This is a genomic window from Pseudomonas sp. ERMR1:02 (assembly GCF_002277815.1).
Classification (GTDB): Bacteria; Pseudomonadota; Gammaproteobacteria; order Pseudomonadales; family Pseudomonadaceae; genus Aquipseudomonas.
The window spans coordinates 237,849-253,892 of sequence record NZ_NKJI01000005.1; the positions used below are offsets into that span (position 1 = coordinate 237,849).

Consider the following 16,044-nt stretch of genomic DNA (forward strand, 5'->3'; position numbering starts at 1 on the left):
GCTGCATCAATATTCAGGTATGAGGTCAATGATGTCCCAGGCTGAAAAAATCGTTATCGCCGATGCCCCGTTGCGTTGGCAGGATGTGGTTGCGGTAGCCCGTCATGGCGCACAGCTCGAGCTGTCGGCGCAGGTCTGGGCACGTATCGATAATGCGCAGGCGATCGTCCAGCGCATCGTTACCAGCGGCGAACGCGCCTATGGCGTCAACACCGGCCTGGGCGGGTTGTCCAACGTCTCGCTCAAAGACGAACAGCTCAGCCAACTGTCGCGCAATACCCTACTCAGTCATGCCTGTGGCGTTGGCGCACCGCTGACCGACGAGCAGACCCGCGCGATCATGTGCGCGGCCATCCGCAATTACTCCCAAGGCAAGTCCGGCATTCATCGCCAAGTGGTCGAAGCGCTGCTGGCGCTGCTGAACCGTGGCATCACCCCACAGGTGCCATCTCAGGGTTCGGTCGGTTACCTGACCCATATGGCCCACATTGGCATCGCGCTGCTGGGCGTCGGCAACGTCGTTTATCGCGGGCAAATCGTTTCCGCGCAACAGGCGCTGGCAGAAGAAGGCCTGCAACCGGTTCAACTCGGCGCCAAGGATGGTCTGTGCCTGGTCAATGGCACGCCATGCATGAGCGGCCTCAGCTGTCTGGCGATTGCCGACGCCACGCGCCTGTTGCAGTGGGCCGACGTGATCAGCGCCATGAGTTTCGAGGCCCAGCGTGGCCAGATCGCCGCGTTCGATGCCGAGATCATCGCGCTCAAACCGCATCCGGGTATGCAACAGGTCGGGATCAACTTGCGGGCGCTGCTCGATGGCAGTGAAGTGATCGCGCAGAGCAAAGGCATTCGCACCCAGGACGCGCTGAGCATTCGTTCGATTCCGCAGGTTCACGGCGCCGCTCGCGATCAGCTTCAACACGCGATCAAACAAATCGAAATTGAACTCAACGGCTGCACGGATAACCCGTTGTTGCTGGGTACGCCGGACAACTTCCGCGTCATGTCCCAGGCCAACCCGCACGGCCAGTCGGTGGCCCTGGCGGCGGACCTGCTGGCCATTGCCATGGCGGAAATCGGCTCCATCGCCGAGCGACGTCTGGACCGTTTGATCAACCCGCACGTCAGCGGTCTGCCGGCGTTTCTGGTGGCCAATCCGGGGGTGAATTCCGGGATGATGATCGTGCAATACGTCGCAGCTTCCCTGTGCGCGGAAAACCGTCAGCTGGCGCAACCGGCGGTGCTCGATAACTACGTTACCTCGGGCTTGCAGGAAGACCATCTGAGCATGGGCACCACCGCCGCGTTGAAGCTGCATCGCGCGCTGGAAAACTGCACGCAGATCCTCGCCATCGAGTATCTGTTGGCGGCCCAGGCGTTCGAGTTCCTCAAGGACCAACGTTTCGGTGCTGGCACCGATGCCGCTTGGCGTCTGCTTCGCGAACGTGTTCCTGCCTACGATCAGGATCGCTGGCTGGCACCGGATATCGCCGCGGCTGCCGGGGTTTTGAAAGACCCGATTTTGCTTCTAAAAGCTTTGCCGAATTTGAACTGATTTCCAAACAAAACCAGCGTGCCAAGGCGCGGCTCCCCAAAAGGCAGCCGCGACGGACAACGGACATCTCCGGAGCGTCTGGTTAGTTAACAGTAACTCTTAAAAGGAGCACAAAATGACTACGCTAAACCTGATTCCCGGCCAACTGAGCCTTGCCCAACTGCGTGATGTCTATCAGCAGCCAGTCAAAATCACACTCGATCACAGCGCTGCGGCGCAGATCGAAGCCAGTGTCGCCTGCGTGGAACAGATCCTCGCCGAAAACCGCACCGCGTACGGCATCAACACCGGTTTCGGCCTGCTGGCCTCGACCCGCATCGCCAGCGAAGACCTGGAAAACCTGCAGCGCTCGCTGGTGCTGTCGCACGCCGCCGGTGTCGGCCAGCCGATCAGCGACGAGCTGGTGCGCCTGATCATGGTGCTCAAGGTCAACAGCCTGAGCCGTGGTTTCTCCGGTATTCGTCGCGTGGTCATCGACGCGCTGATCGCCCTGATCAACGCCGAGGTTTACCCGCACATTCCACTGAAAGGTTCGGTAGGTGCCTCCGGTGACCTGGCGCCTTTGGCGCACATGTCGCTGGTGCTGCTGGGCGAAGGCAAGGCCCGCTACAAGGGCGAGTGGATGGAAGCCACCGAAGCGCTGAAAATCGCTGGCCTGACCCCGCTGACCCTGGCTGCGAAAGAAGGCCTGGCGCTGCTAAACGGCACCCAGGTGTCCACCGCTTTCGCCCTGCGCGGTCTGTTCGAAGGTGAGGATCTGTTCGCCGGTGCCCTGTCCTTGGGCGGTCTGACTGTCGAAGCAGTACTCGGCTCGCGCTCGCCGTTCGACGCACGCATCCATGCTGCCCGTGGCCAGAAAGGCCAGATCGACGCCGCCGCCGCTTACCGCGATTTGCTGGGTGAGCGCAGTGAAGTCTCCGACTCCCACGAAAACTGCGAAAAGGTTCAGGACCCATACTCCCTGCGCTGCCAGCCGCAAGTCATGGGCGCCTGCCTGACCCAGTTCCGCCAGGCTGCCGAAGTACTGGCTGTTGAAGCCAACGCCGTTTCCGACAACCCGCTGGTATTCGCGGCTGAAGGCGACGTGATTTCCGGTGGTAACTTCCACGCCGAGCCTGTGGCGATGGCCGCCGACAACATGGCATTGGCCATCGCTGAAATCGGCTCGCTGAGCGAACGCCGCATCTCGCTGATGATGGACAAGCACATGTCGCAACTGCCGCCGTTCCTGGTGGCCAATGGCGGTGTGAACTCCGGCTTCATGATCGCTCAGGTGACTGCTGCCGCTCTGGCTAGCGAGAACAAGGCGTTGTCCCATCCGCATTCGGTAGACAGCCTGCCGACTTCCGCCAACCAGGAAGACCACGTGTCCATGGCTCCGGCTGCCGGCAAGCGTCTGTGGGAAATGGCCGAAAACACCCGTGGCATTCTCGCGGTGGAATGGCTGGCCGCGGCTCAGGGTCTGGACTTGCGCAATGGTCTGAAGACCTCGCCGAAGCTGGAACAGGCTCGGGCGATTCTGCGTAAAGAAGTGCCATTCTATGAGAAGGACCGTTTCTTCGCCCCGGACATCAACGCGGCGACTGAATTGCTGGCATCGCGTTGCCTGAACGAGCTGGTCACGGCGAAGTTGCTGCCTAGCCTGTAATGTCCTTTTCGCGGGCAAGCCTCGCTCCTACGGTGGGTCGTGTAAAAAAACCCGTAGGAGCTGGCTTGCCAGCGAATCGATTTTGCGTCGATAAAAATAATTAAGGGCGAGCAATGCAAGCGCAATCAAAAGGCCTCAAACGCGGGCTCTCTGCCCGACATATTCGCTTCATGGCACTGGGGTCGGCGATCGGCACCGGGCTGTTTTACGGTTCTGCCTCGGCCATTCAAATGGCCGGCCCTGCGGTCCTGCTCGCTTACCTGATCGGCGGCGCAGCGGTATTTATGGTCATGCGCGCCCTCGGCGAGATGGCCGTGCACAACCCGGTGGCCGGCTCATTCGGCCAGTACGCCAGCACTTATCTGGGACCGATGGCGGGCTTTATCCTCGGCTGGACCTATGCCTTTGAAATGGTCATCGTCGGTATGGCCGATGTGACCGCGTTCGGCATTTACATGGGCTTCTGGTTTCCGGAAGTTTCCCGCTGGATCTGGGTGCTGGGCATCGTTTCGGTGGTGGGCGGCTTGAACCTGTGCAACGTCAAAGTCTTCGGTGAAATGGAGTTCTGGTTGTCGCTGCTCAAAGTCGCAGCCATCGTTGCGATGATTCTTGGCGGCTTCGGCATCATGATATTTGGTATCAGCAGCGCCCCCGGTGCTCAAGCAACCGATATCAGCAACCTCTGGACCCAGGGCGGCTTCATGCCCAATGGTATGGGTGGTCTGATCGCTTCGTTTGCGGTGGTGATGTTTGCCTTTGGTGGCATTGAAATCATCGGCGTTACGGCCGGTGAAGCCAAGGATCCGCAGCACGTGCTGCCCCGGGCGATCAACGCTGTACCGATGCGTATCCTGCTGTTCTACGTGCTGACGATGCTGGTGCTGATGTCGATCTTCCCGTGGCAGCAAATCGGCAGCCAAGGCAGCCCGTTCGTGCAGATTTTTGACAACCTGGGAATCAGTTCGGCGGCGACCATCCTCAATATCGTGGTGATCTCGGCGGCAGTGTCGGCCATCAACAGTGACATCTTCGGCGCAGGCCGCATGATGTATGGCCTGGCTCAGCAGGGACATGCACCGAAAGGCTTCGCCCGTTTGTCTCGCAACGGCGTGCCGTGGCTGACTGTCGTGGTAATGAGCAGTGCATTGCTGCTGGGCGTGTTGCTGAATTACCTGATTCCGGAAAACGTGTTTCTGCTGATCGCCTCCATCGCGACCTTCGCCACGGTGTGGGTCTGGATAATGATTCTGGTCACCCAGGTGGCCATGCGTCGCTCCATGAGTGCCGAGCAGGTCGCGCAATTGAAATTCCCGGTGCCGTTCTGGCCCTATGCGCCAATGGCAGCGATTGCCTTCATGCTCTTCATTTTCGGCGTGCTGGGCTATTTCCCGGACACCCAGGCGGCTTTGATCGTCGGCGTGGTCTGGATTGTATTGCTGGTGCTGGCCTACCTGACGTGGGTGAAACCGGCGGCAGGGAAGGCGGTACCGGTGGAGCAGGAACCTTCTTTTTCTCATCGATAACCTAACGGAGGCCACGGATGAAAACTCTCTGGCAACACTGCCACGTCGCAACCATGGCGCAAGGCGTCTACTCGGTCATCGAGGACGCGGCCATTGTGACGTCCGGTGCGCACATTGAGTGGGTCGGCCCGCGCAGTGAACTGCCGTCCGGCGAATACCCGGCGGTCAATGATCTGAACGGGGCCTGGGTAACGCCGGGCCTGATCGACTGCCACACCCACACGGTGTTCGGCGGGAACCGCAGCGGCGAATTCGAGCAGCGCCTGCAAGGCGTCAGCTACGCGCAAATCGCCGCAAGCGGTGGCGGCATCGCCAGCACCGTGCGCGCCACCCGTGCCGCGAGCGAAGATGAGTTGTTCGCCAGCGCCGCCAAGCGCCTGAAAAGTCTAATGCGCGACGGCGTCACCAGCATCGAAATCAAATCCGGTTACGGTCTCGACCTGACCAACGAACGCAAGATGCTGCGGGTTGCCCGTCGCCTCGGCGCCGAACTGCCAATCAGCGTGCGCAGCACCTGCCTGGCCGCTCACGCCTTGCCACCTGAGTATGTGGATCGCGCCGACGACTACATCGAGCACATCTGCGCTGAAATGCTCCCGGCCCTGGCCGCCGAAGGGCTGGTCGACGCCGTGGATGCGTTTTGCGAATACCTGGGGTTTTCCCCGGCGCAGGTTGAGCGCGTATTCATCACTGCCAAGAAACTCGGGTTGCCGGTGAAGCTGCACGCCGAGCAGTTGTCGTCCTTGCACGGTTCCAGCCTGGCGGCGCGTTATCACGCACTGTCCGCCGATCACCTGGAGTTCATGACCGAAGAAGACGCCATCGCCATGGCCGCATCCGGCACCGTCGCAGTATTGCTGCCTGGCGCCTTTTACTTCCTGCGCGAAACTCAATTGCCGCCGATGGAAGCCCTGCGCAAGCACGGCGTAAAAATCGCCATCGCCAGCGACCTCAACCCCGGCACCTCGCCGGCGCTGTCGTTGCGCTTGATGCTGAACATGGCCTGCACCTGTTTCCGTATGACCCCGGAAGAAGCGCTGGCGGGCGCGACGATTCATGCCGCTACCGCACTGGGCATGGCCGACACCCACGGTTCGATCGAGGCAGGCAAGTTCGCGGATTTCGTCGCCTGGCAAATCGATCGTCCGGCCGACCTGTCGTACTGGCTGGGCGGTGATCTGGAAAAACGCGTCGTGCGTCACGGCGTCGAAACGAGCGTGTAGGAGAGCAGTTGTGGATAAGGTTCTGAACTTCAAACAAGGCCGCGTGCCGCTGCTGATCAGCATGCCCCACGCCGGTGTACGTCTGACGCCTGCGGTGGAAGCCGGGTTGATTCCCGAGGCGAAAAGTCTGCCGGACACCGACTGGCACATCCCGCAGCTTTACGACTTTGCTGCCGAACTGGGCGCCAGCACCCTGGCCGCCGAATATTCGCGGTTCGTCATCGACCTGAACCGCCCGTCCGACGACAAGCCTTTGTACGTTGGCGCCACCACGGGCCTGTACCCGGCGACGCTGTTCGACGGCGTGCCGTTGTTCCGCGAAGGGCTGGAGCCTTCTGCCGATGAGCGTGCGACTTATCTGGAGCAGATCTGGACGCCGTACCACAGCACCTTGCAGCAGGAACTGGCGCGTCTCAAAGCCGAATTCGGCTATGCGCTGCTGTTCGATGCGCACTCGATCCGCTCGCTGATCCCGCACCTGTTTGACGGCAAACTGCCAGACTTCAACCTCGGCACTTTCAACGGCGCCAGTTGCGATCCGCAGCTGGCTTCGCAACTGGAAGCAATCTGCGCCGGGCACCCGGACTACAGCCATGTGCTGAACGGGCGCTTCAAGGGAGGGCACATCACCCGCCATTACGGCAATCCGGCAGAAAACATTCATGCGGTGCAACTGGAGTTGGGGCAGTGCACTTACATGGAAGAGTTTGAGCCGTTCCGTTATCGGGCGGATCTGGCAGAGCCGACGCGAGTGGTATTGAAGGAGCTGTTGCAGGGCCTTTTGGCTTGGGGCGGACAACGTTACAACCGATAAACCTGCACACAACACTGTAGGAGCGAGCTTGCTCGCGATGAGGCCCTGGAATTCAACAGAGATGTTGAATGAAAGACCGCTATCGCGAGCAAGCTCGCTCCCACAGGTTTGCGCGGCAAGGGCATGCTCATTGACGTAATTCGGGTTTATGATGCCGGACGGCAGAATAATAGTAGTCCCCCAGGGATGACCTCGACCCCTTACGGAGCGCGCAATGCAGACTTTGTACCCGCAGATCAAACCCCACGCCCGGCACGATCTGGCCGTCGACGAGACTCACACGCTGTATGTCGACGAAAGCGGTTCACCGCAAGGTTTGCCGGTGGTGTTCATTCACGGCGGCCCCGGCGCCGGGTGCGACGCAGCGAGTCGCTGCTATTTCGATCCGAACCTGTACCGCATCGTCACGTTCGACCAGCGTGGTTGCGGTCGCTCCACGCCTCACGCCAGCCTGGAAAACAACACCACCTGGGATCTGGTCGCCGACCTTGAGAAAATCCGCCAACACCTGGGCATCGACAAATGGGTGCTGTTCGGCGGCTCCTGGGGTTCGACCCTGGCGCTGGCCTACGCTCAAACCCACCCCGAGCGTGTGCACGGTCTGATTGTGCGCGGGATTTTCTCTGCCGTCCGCAGGAAATCGAGTGGTTCTATCAGGCCGGTGCCAGCCGTCTGTTCCCCGATTACTGGCAGGACTACATCGCGCCGATTCCGCTGGAGGAGCGTGACGACTTGCTCACTGCGTTCCACAAACGCCTGACCGGCAATGATCAAATCGCCCAGATGCACGCAGCCAAGGCCTGGTCCACTTGGGAAGGCCGGACCGCAACCTTGCGTCCGAACCCACTGGTGGTCGATCGTTTCTCTGAGCCTCAGCGCGCGTTGTCCATCGCCCGCATCGAATGCCACTACTTCACCAATAACGCGTTCCTTGAGCCGAATCAGTTGATCCGCGACATGGGTAAAATCGCCCATTTGCCAGGCGTAATCATCCATGGTCGTTATGACGTGATCTGCCCGCTGGATAACGCCTGGGAGTTGCACCAGGCCTGGCCCAATAGCGAGCTGCAAATAATCCGTGACGCTGGCCATGCCGCCGCTGAACCGGGGATTACCGATGCATTGGTGCGTGCTGCCGATCGGATGGCACGGCGTCTGCTCGACCTCGCCCCAGACGAAGCATGAAGGGCCTGTTGCAACGCGTGCGTGGCGCGCGAGTCGAGGTAGCGGGCGAGGTGGTGGGCGCGGTCGACCAGGGTTTGCTGGTGCTGGTGGCCGTCGAGCCCGAGGACACTCGGGCCAGCGCCGACAAACTTCTCAATAAGCTGCTTAACTATCGAGTGTTCAGCGACGCCGAGGGCAAGATGAATCTGTCCCTGGCGGATGTGGGCGGCGGTTTGCTGCTGGTCTCGCAGTTCACCCTGGCCGCCGACACCAAGAGCGGGTTGCGCCCGAGTTTCTCGACCGCGGCCCCTCCGGCCCTGGGCGAGGAGCTGTTCGACTATCTATTAGGCAAAGCGAAACAGGTGCATGGCACTGTGGCATCAGGTAGATTCGGCGCGGATATGCAGGTGCACCTGGTCAATGATGGCCCGGTAACCTTTCTGTTACAGACCTGAAAGCGCTTGAAACATCTTTTTAAGCGTTTTTCGACTGAAAACAGGCGTTTTTCCCGATAAATACTTTGTTACCCCTGATGCGTTGTAACGCGGCCTACTAGATAATCGCGCGCTACGGGGATCAGCGTTCGTTGGTCCATTTTGACTTAGGTAGAGACTTGTCCTGAACCGTTTGGGGAACTCATTTTGTCCCATCGGAGTCGGAACAATGCTCGCCAACTTGGCAAGAGTGGTCGGCAAGGCCGGTTTTTTGTACTGGACACCGTGCGGACCCTTCAACTGGCCGTTGGTTTTTTGATCTGTTTTCGGCGAGGGTTGCTCGTGATTGTTAGTCCCTGTAATGCACCAAAATTGTCTGCCAAACGGTTACGTAGCGCTCTAGTAGCGGGTTCGGCACTCCTGTGCCTGCTCAGCGCGGGCCAGCTTTGGGCATTCAATCTGGATGATGTCTCGGTCAAGGCGAAAGAGCTGGCCGGTCAAAAGTACGAAGCGCCGCGCAGTAACCTGCCGAACGAATTTCGCGAGATGAAATTCGCCGACTATCAGAAAATTCGTTTTCTGACGGAAAAGGCCGAATGGGCGGATCAGAAAACCCCGTTCAAGCTGTCGTTCTATCACCAGGGCATGCACTTCGATACGCCGGTGAAAATCAACGAAATCACGGCGAATACCGTCGAAGAGATCAAATACGACCCAAGTCGTTTCGATTTCGGCGACCTCAAGTTCGATCCGAAAGCCACCGAACAACTGGGCTACGCCGGTTTCCGCGTGCTGTATCCGGTCAACAAGGCTGACAAGCAAGACGAAATCATGACCATGCTCGGCGCGAGTTACTTCCGCGTTGTCGGCAAGGGGCATGTTTATGGATTGTCCGCTCGCGGCATGGCGATCGATACCGCGTTGCCATCCGGTGAAGAATTTCCGCGTTTCCGTGAGTTCTGGATTCAAGAGCCGAAGCCGGGCGACAAGCACCTGGTGATCTTTGCGCTGCTGGACTCGCCACGGGCGACCGGAGCCTATCGTCTGACCCTGCGTCCGGGCAGCGACACCATTGTCGACGTCAAGGCGCAGATGTTCCTGCGTGACAAGGTCGGCAAACTGGGCATCGCGCCTCTGACCAGCATGTACCTGTTCGGCGCCAACCAGCCGTCGAAAGTGCTGAACTACCGTCGTGAACTGCACGATTCGAGCGGCCTGGCAATCCATGCCGGCAACGGTGAGTGGATCTGGCGTCCTCTGAACAACCCGAAACACCTGGCAGTAAGCAACTTCTCCGTCGAAAACCCGCGTGGCTTTGGCTTGCTGCAACGTGGCCGTGACTTCAGCCACTACGAAGACCTCGACGACCGCTACGACAAGCGCCCAAGCGCCTGGATCGAACCAAAAGGCGATTGGGGCAAGGGCTCCGTCGATCTGGTAGAGATTCCGACCGCCGACGAAACCAACGACAATATCGTGGCTTTCTGGAGCCCGGAGAAAATGCCGGAGCCAGGCCAGCCTTTGGACTTCGCCTACCGCATGCACTGGACCATGGATGAGGCGGCGTTGCACGCGCCGGACAGCGCCTGGGTTAGCCAGACCCTGAAATCCACTGGTGACGTCAAACAGTCCAACCTGATTCGTCAGCCGGACGGCAGCGTTGCCTATCTGGTGGATTTCGAAGGTCCATCTCTGGCGGCTTTGCCAGCGGATGCGGACGTGCGCAGCCAGGTCAGCGTTGGCGACAACGCCGAACTGGTCGAGAACAGCGTGCGCTACAACCCTGAAACCAAGGGCTGGCGCCTGACCCTGCGGATGAAGATCAAGGACGCGGGCAAGTCCACCGAGATGCGTGCGGCCCTGGTGCAGAACATCGTTCCTGCCGACCTGGCCAAGACTTCGATTCCAGCGTCCACCTCTTCCGTTGCCAAGGCAGACAAGGTCGCCGCCAAGCAGGCAGAGAAAGTGGAGAAGGAGGCGAAGGCTGCCGAGGCCAAACAGGCCGAAGCCAAGCCAGTTGCAGATGCCAAGGACAAGGCCAACCCAGACGCCAAGCAGCCTGCTGCTGCGAACGCGGCCCCAGCCACACCGGAACCGGCAGCGACTGAAGAAGTCCTGACCGAGACCTGGAGCTATCAGTTGCCTGCCGATGAGTAATTCTCAAGTACAGCCAGAGACTCTGTCCGAGTACCTGGCGCATCTGCCGATGACCGACCAGCAGCGCGCGGAACTCGCGGGCTGCCAGTCCTTCAGTGAACTGCATGAGCGTCTGTCGTCCCAGGCGTTCGACGCTCCCGCCGAGGCCGCCCAGGCTTCGGTGGGCAAGCGCCTGACCCTGAGCACCGCCGAAGAATTGCAGGACGCCGAAATGCTGGCACTCGACGCCAGCGGTCGCGTCTGCCTGAAGGCGACCCCCCCGATTCGTCGGACCAAGGTCGTTCCGGAGCCGTGGCGTACCAACATTTTGGTGCGTGGCTGGCGCCGTATGACCGGTCGCACCAACCCGCCAACGCCGCCGAAAGACGAGAATGTGCTGCCGGCGGCGCGCTGGCGTACCGTCGGTTCGATCCGCCGCTACATTTTGCTGATACTGATGCTCGGTCAGACCATCGTCGCCGGCTGGTACATGAAAGGCATCATGCCGTACCAGGGCTGGTCGTTCGTTGACCTTGAAGAAGTCCTGCATCAACCGTTCCTGCAAACCGCCACGCAAGTGCTGCCGTATGCGTTGCAGACCAGCATCCTGATCCTGTTCGGGATTCTGTTTTGCTGGGTTTCGGCCGGTTTCTGGACCGCACTGATGGGCTTCCTCGAGTTGCTCACCGGTCACGATAAATACCGCATTTCCGGCAAAAGCGCCGGTAATGAGCCGATTCCGAAAGGCGCGCGCACCGCACTGGTGATGCCGATCTGCAACGAAGACGTGCCACGGGTGTTTGCCGGTCTGCGCGCGACTTTCGAGTCGGTCGCGGCCACGGGTGACCTGGATCGCTTCGATTTCTTCGTCCTCAGCGACAGTAACGACGCCGATATCTGCGTTGCCGAACAGCAGGCCTGGCTGGACGTCTGCCGCGAAGCCAAGGGCTTCGGCAAGATCTTCTATCGTCGCCGCCGTCGTCGCGTAAAACGCAAGAGCGGCAACCTCGACGACTTCTGCCGTCGCTGGGGCGGTGATTACAAGTACATGGTGGTGCTAGACGCCGACTCGGTGATGAGCGGCGAGTGCCTGACCAGTCTGGTGCGCTTGATGGAAGCCACGCCGGACGCCGGAATCATCCAGACCGCGCCGCGTGCGTCGGGCATGGACACCCTGTATGCGCGCATGCAGCAGTTCGCCACCCGTGTGTACGGTCCGCTGTTCACTGCCGGTCTGCACTTCTGGCAGTTGGGCGAATCGCACTATTGGGGCCACAACGCGATTATCCGCATGAAGCCGTTCATCGAGCACTGCGCCCTGGCGCCGCTGCCCGGTAAAGGCGCGTTCGCCGGTGCGATTCTGTCTCACGACTTCGTTGAAGCCGCGTTGATGCGCCGCGCCGGTTGGGGTGTGTGGATTGCCTACGACTTGCCGGGTAGTTATGAAGAGCTGCCGCCGAACCTGCTGGACGAACTCAAGCGTGACCGTCGCTGGTGCCACGGCAACCTGATGAACTTCCGCCTGTTTCTGGTCAAGGGCATGCACCCGGTGCACCGTGCGGTGTTTCTGACCGGGGTAATGTCTTACCTGTCGGCGCCGCTATGGTTCTTCTTCCTCGTGCTTTCGACGGCGCTACTGGCGGTCAACACGTTGATGGAGCCGCAATACTTCCTCGAACCGCGTCAGCTCTATCCGCTGTGGCCACAATGGCATCCGGACAAGGCGATTGCGCTGTTCTCGACCACGGTCGTGCTGCTGTTCCTGCCGAAACTGTTGAGCGTCATCCTGATCTGGGCCAAGGGCGCGAAAGAGTTTGGTGGCAAGTTCAAGGTGACTATGTCGATGCTGCTGGAGATGCTGTTCTCCATGCTGCTGGCGCCGGTGCGGATGATTTTCCACACCCGTTTCGTCCTCGCCGCGTTCCTCGGCTGGGCCGCGACCTGGAACTCGCCGCAGCGTGACGACGACTCCACGCCATGGAGCGAAGCGGTCAAGCGCCACGGTCCACAAACCTTGCTGGGCTTCTTCTGGGCCTTGCTAGTGATCTGGCTCAACCCGAGCTTCCTGTGGTGGCTGGTGCCGATCGTCGGTTCGCTGATGCTGTCGATCCCGGTTTCGGTGATTTCCAGCCGTGTTGGCCTGGGCCTCAAGTCCCGTGACGAGAGCCTGTTCCTGATCCCTGAGGAATACAATCCGCCACAGGCGTTGCTGGCAACCGACCAGTACACCCATGAAAACCGTTATCACGCGCTGAACGACGGCTTCATCCGTTCGGTGGTCGATCCACAGCAGAACGCCCTCGCGTGCTCGCTGGCGACCTCCCGTCACCGCGAGGCCGAGCCGATCGAATGGCTGCGGGTCGAGCGGGTACGGCACGCGATGAAGGTCGGACCTGAAGGGCTGACCAACAACGAGCGTGTGCAACTGTTGAGCGACCCGGTGGCATTGGCTCGCTTGCATGAGCAAGTCTGGAGCGAAGGCCATGCCGAGTGGCTGGGCGCATGGCGCAAGTCGGTCAAGGCCGACCCTCACGCACCGCTGCTGCCGCTCAAGCCGCTGAGCGTGCAGCCTCAGTTGGCCTGATAAAAAACCCGCGAAAGCGGGTTTTTTTGTATAAATGATCGTTCCCACGCTCTGCGTGGGAATGCTTCAACGGACGCTCCGCGTTCGGCTCTTGATGGGACGCAGAGCGTCCCGGGCTGCATTCCCACGCAGAGCGTGGGAACGATCGGTCAAAACACAACAAATCCCGCCTGAACCCTTGTGCAATCGAGCAAGTACGTTAGCATCCGTCCCCGAATTGGTGCGCCCGGACCGTTTTGTGTCCGTATCTATCTGTTTTCATTGGAAAACTGTCGATTTCGCGCCGCAAATGCAATGTTTTTGGGGGCTTGAAGATGAAGAAGTATCTGTCGATGCTGCTGGTCGGCGTCACGGCATTGGTTGCAGTCAGCACGGCACAGGCCGGTGCCATCGATGACGCGGTCAAGCGCGGCACGTTGAAAGTCGGCATGGACCCGACCTACATGCCGTTCGAAATGACCAACAAGCGCGGCGAGATCATCGGTTTCGAAGTCGACATCCTCAAGGCAATGAGCAAAGCCATGGGCGTCAAGCTGGAGCTGGTGTCCACCGGTTACGACGGCATCATCCCGGCTTTGCTGACCGACAAGTTCGACATGATCGGCAGCGGCATGACCCTGACCCAGGAACGCAATCTGCGCCTGAACTTCAGCGAACCGTTCATCGTGGTCGGCCAGACCCTGCTGATCCGCAAGGAGCTGGAAGGGACCATCAATTCCTATAAAGACCTGAACACCGCCGACTACCGCATCACCTCCAAGCTCGGCACCACCGGCGAAATGGTTGCCAAAAAGCTCATCGCCAAAGCCAAGTACGACGGTTACGACAACGAGCAGGAAGCCGTGCTCGACGTGGTCAATGGCAAGGCTGACGCCTTCATCTATGACGCGCCATACAACGTCGTGGCGCTGAACAAGGTCGGCAACGGCAAACTGCTGTTCCTCGACAAGCCATTCACCTACGAGCCTCTGGCCTTTGGTCTGAAGAAGGGTGACTACGACAGCATCAACTTCATCAACAACTTCCTGCACCAGATCCACGAAGACGGCACCTACGATCGTATCCATGACAAGTGGTTCAAGAGCAGCGAGTGGCTCAAGGACATGGAATAACACCTCTACTTGATCGTTCCCACGCTCTGCGTGGGAATGCCGCCCGGGACGCTCCGCGTCCCTTCACAGGCGTGACGCAGAGCGTCACAGGATGCATTCCCACGCAGAGCGTGGGAACGAGCGAATCAGAGAAACGTTCAATGAAACAGAAAAAAGCCCAATGGCCCTGGCACGCATTAACCGTGCTGGTGCTGATCGGCCTGGCCGGCGCGTTGTATTACGCCACCTCGCTGATGTCCTATGAATGGCGCTGGAACCGCGTGCCGCAATACTTCGCCTACCACGCCGAAGAGTCCCAACACGCTGCCGATATTTCCACCGTCAGCGAACTGGTGCGCCAGGGCGACAAGGCCGAGATCACCCTGCGTAACGACGCAGGCGATGAGCAACACCTGACCGTCGACGAAAACAGCCTCCAAGTCGCCCAAGGCGATGATGTGGCCGAAGGCGACGTTATCGGCGTGACCCGCCATTGGGCCGCTGGGCCGCTGATGTGGGGTCTTTGGACCACCGTGTGGTTGTCCGTCGTGTCTGGCGTGCTCGGTCTGCTGATCGGCCTCGCCAAAGGCCTGTGCCGGCTATCGAACAATCCGACCCTGCGTGATCTCTCGACGATTTACGTCGAACTGGTACGCGGTACCCCGTTGCTGGTACAGATCTTCATTTTCTACTTCTTCATCGGCACGGTGATGAACCTGTCCCGGGAATTCGCCGGGATCGCCGCACTGTCACTGTTCACTGGTGCTTATGTGGCGGAAATCATCCGTTCCGGCGTGCAGTCGATCGCTCGTGGCCAGAATGAAGCTGCACGCTCCCTGGGCTTGAGCGCTGGCCAGTCGATGCGTCACGTGGTGCTACCGCAAGCGTTCAAGCGCGTGCTGCCGCCGCTGGCCGGGCAGTTCATCAGTCTGGTGAAAGACACGTCGCTGGTGTCGGTCATCGCGATTACCGAACTGCTGAAAAGCGGTCGTGAAGTCATCACCACCTCGTTTTCGCCGTTCGAAATCCTGTTCTGCGTTGCCGGTCTGTATTTGTTGATCAACCTGCCGTTGTCGAAAATCGCCGGCCGGCTTGAGCGGAGGCTCGCGCAAAGTGATTGAAGTCCGTGATCTGGTAAAAGTCTTCGACACCCGCGGCCAGGTAGTGCGCGCGGTGGATAACGTCTCCACTACCGTTGCCAAGGGCGAAGTGCTGGTGGTGATCGGCCCGTCTGGCTCCGGCAAATCGACCTTCCTGCGCTGCCTTAATGGCCTGGAAGAGTTCGACTCCGGCTCGGTGAGCATTGACGGCCTGCAACTGGCCGACCCGAAAACCGATGTGAACGCCTATCGCCGGGAAGTTGGCATGGTGTTCCAGCACTTCAACCTGTTCCCGCACATGACCGTGCTGGAGAATCTGTGCCTGGCCCAAAAAGTCGTGCGCAAGCGCGGCAAGAAAGAGCGCGAGGCCAAGGCCATGGCACTGCTGGAAAAAGTCGGGATTGCACAGAAGGCCAACGAGTTTCCGTCGCGCCTGTCCGGTGGCCAGCAACAGCGCGTGGCCATTGCCCGGGCGCTGGCGATGGAGCCAAAGGTCATGTTGTTCGATGAACCGACCTCGGCGCTGGACCCGGAAATGGTTGGCGAAGTGCTGGACGTCATGAAAAACCTGGCCGTGGAAGGCATGACCATGGTCTGCGTGACCCATGAAATGGGCTTTGCGCGGGAAGTGGCGGATCGGGTGCTGTTCTTCGATCACGGCAAATTGCTGGAAGATGCTTCGCCAGCGGAATTCTTTGATTCGCCGAAGGACCCGCGAGCTCAGGCCTTCTTGAGGCAAGTTCTGTAACTTCGATGCCTGATTAAAAGCTTC

13 protein-coding genes are annotated in these 16,044 nt (G+C 59.9%); all 13 read left to right on the top strand.

The genetic code is table 11. The features are described from left to right. Positions 1-31: 31 nt before the first annotated feature. The 13 genes from hutH (CES87_RS11940) (at position 32) to CES87_RS11995 (ending at position 16,020) form a co-directional block, all read left to right on the top strand. Positions 32-1,555, top strand: coding sequence for a histidine ammonia-lyase (gene hutH / locus CES87_RS11940; protein ID WP_128606401.1), 1,524 nt, complete (start codon positions 32-34; stop codon positions 1,553-1,555). A gap of 115 nt (positions 1,556-1,670) precedes the next feature. Continuing rightward, positions 1,671-3,203, top strand: a complete 1,533-nt coding sequence (hutH, locus tag CES87_RS11945) for a histidine ammonia-lyase (protein WP_128606264.1) — start codon at positions 1,671-1,673, stop codon at positions 3,201-3,203. Between the two features lie 113 nt (positions 3,204-3,316). Continuing rightward, positions 3,317-4,726 (top strand): amino acid permease, encoded by a 1,410-nt coding sequence (locus tag CES87_RS11950; RefSeq protein WP_128606265.1) that lies wholly within the window; start codon positions 3,317-3,319, stop codon positions 4,724-4,726. A 17-nt stretch (positions 4,727-4,743) separates the two neighbouring features. Next, complete coding sequence (hutI, locus tag CES87_RS11955; RefSeq protein ID WP_128606266.1) at positions 4,744-5,949, top strand: imidazolonepropionase; 1,206 nt, start codon at positions 4,744-4,746, stop codon at positions 5,947-5,949. Between the two features lie 10 nt (positions 5,950-5,959). After that, positions 5,960-6,763, top strand: coding sequence for an N-formylglutamate deformylase (gene hutG / locus CES87_RS11960; RefSeq protein WP_128606267.1), 804 nt, complete (start codon positions 5,960-5,962; stop codon positions 6,761-6,763). 214 nt (positions 6,764-6,977) lie between these two features. Next, the gene (locus tag CES87_RS33030; protein WP_256590867.1) at positions 6,978-7,523 is read left to right on the top strand and encodes an alpha/beta fold hydrolase; all 546 of its coding nucleotides are present in this window, start codon (positions 6,978-6,980) and stop codon (positions 7,521-7,523) included. Beyond that, entirely contained in the window at positions 7,472-7,948 is a 477-nt protein-coding gene (locus CES87_RS33035) for a hypothetical protein (protein ID WP_371858202.1), read from the top strand. Before CES87_RS33030 ends, CES87_RS33035 begins: the two co-directional genes overlap by 52 nt. Continuing rightward, positions 7,945-8,382 (top strand): D-aminoacyl-tRNA deacylase, encoded by a 438-nt coding sequence (gene dtd, locus CES87_RS11970; protein WP_034148582.1) that lies wholly within the window; start codon positions 7,945-7,947, stop codon positions 8,380-8,382. Before CES87_RS33035 ends, dtd begins: the two co-directional genes overlap by 4 nt. A gap of 321 nt (positions 8,383-8,703) precedes the next feature. Further along, positions 8,704-10,518 carry a glucan biosynthesis protein G gene (locus tag CES87_RS11975; RefSeq protein ID WP_128606268.1) on the top strand — a complete coding sequence of 605 codons (1,815 nt, stop codon included), beginning with the start codon at positions 8,704-8,706 and terminating at the stop codon, positions 10,516-10,518. Further along, the gene (gene mdoH / locus CES87_RS11980) at positions 10,511-13,081 is read left to right on the top strand and encodes a glucans biosynthesis glucosyltransferase MdoH (RefSeq protein WP_128606269.1); all 2,571 of its coding nucleotides are present in this window, start codon (positions 10,511-10,513) and stop codon (positions 13,079-13,081) included. Before CES87_RS11975 ends, mdoH begins: the two co-directional genes overlap by 8 nt. Before the next feature lie 314 nt (positions 13,082-13,395). Next, positions 13,396-14,193 carry a transporter substrate-binding domain-containing protein gene (locus tag CES87_RS11985; RefSeq protein WP_128606270.1) on the top strand — a complete coding sequence of 266 codons (798 nt, stop codon included), beginning with the start codon at positions 13,396-13,398 and terminating at the stop codon, positions 14,191-14,193. A gap of 140 nt (positions 14,194-14,333) precedes the next feature. After that, positions 14,334-15,293, top strand: coding sequence for an amino acid ABC transporter permease (locus tag CES87_RS11990; RefSeq protein ID WP_128606271.1), 960 nt, complete (start codon positions 14,334-14,336; stop codon positions 15,291-15,293). Continuing rightward, positions 15,286-16,020, top strand: a complete 735-nt coding sequence (locus tag CES87_RS11995) for an amino acid ABC transporter ATP-binding protein (protein WP_128606272.1) — start codon at positions 15,286-15,288, stop codon at positions 16,018-16,020. The genes CES87_RS11990 and CES87_RS11995 overlap by 8 nt, the downstream gene beginning before the upstream one ends. Positions 16,021-16,044: the final 24 nt, after the last annotated feature.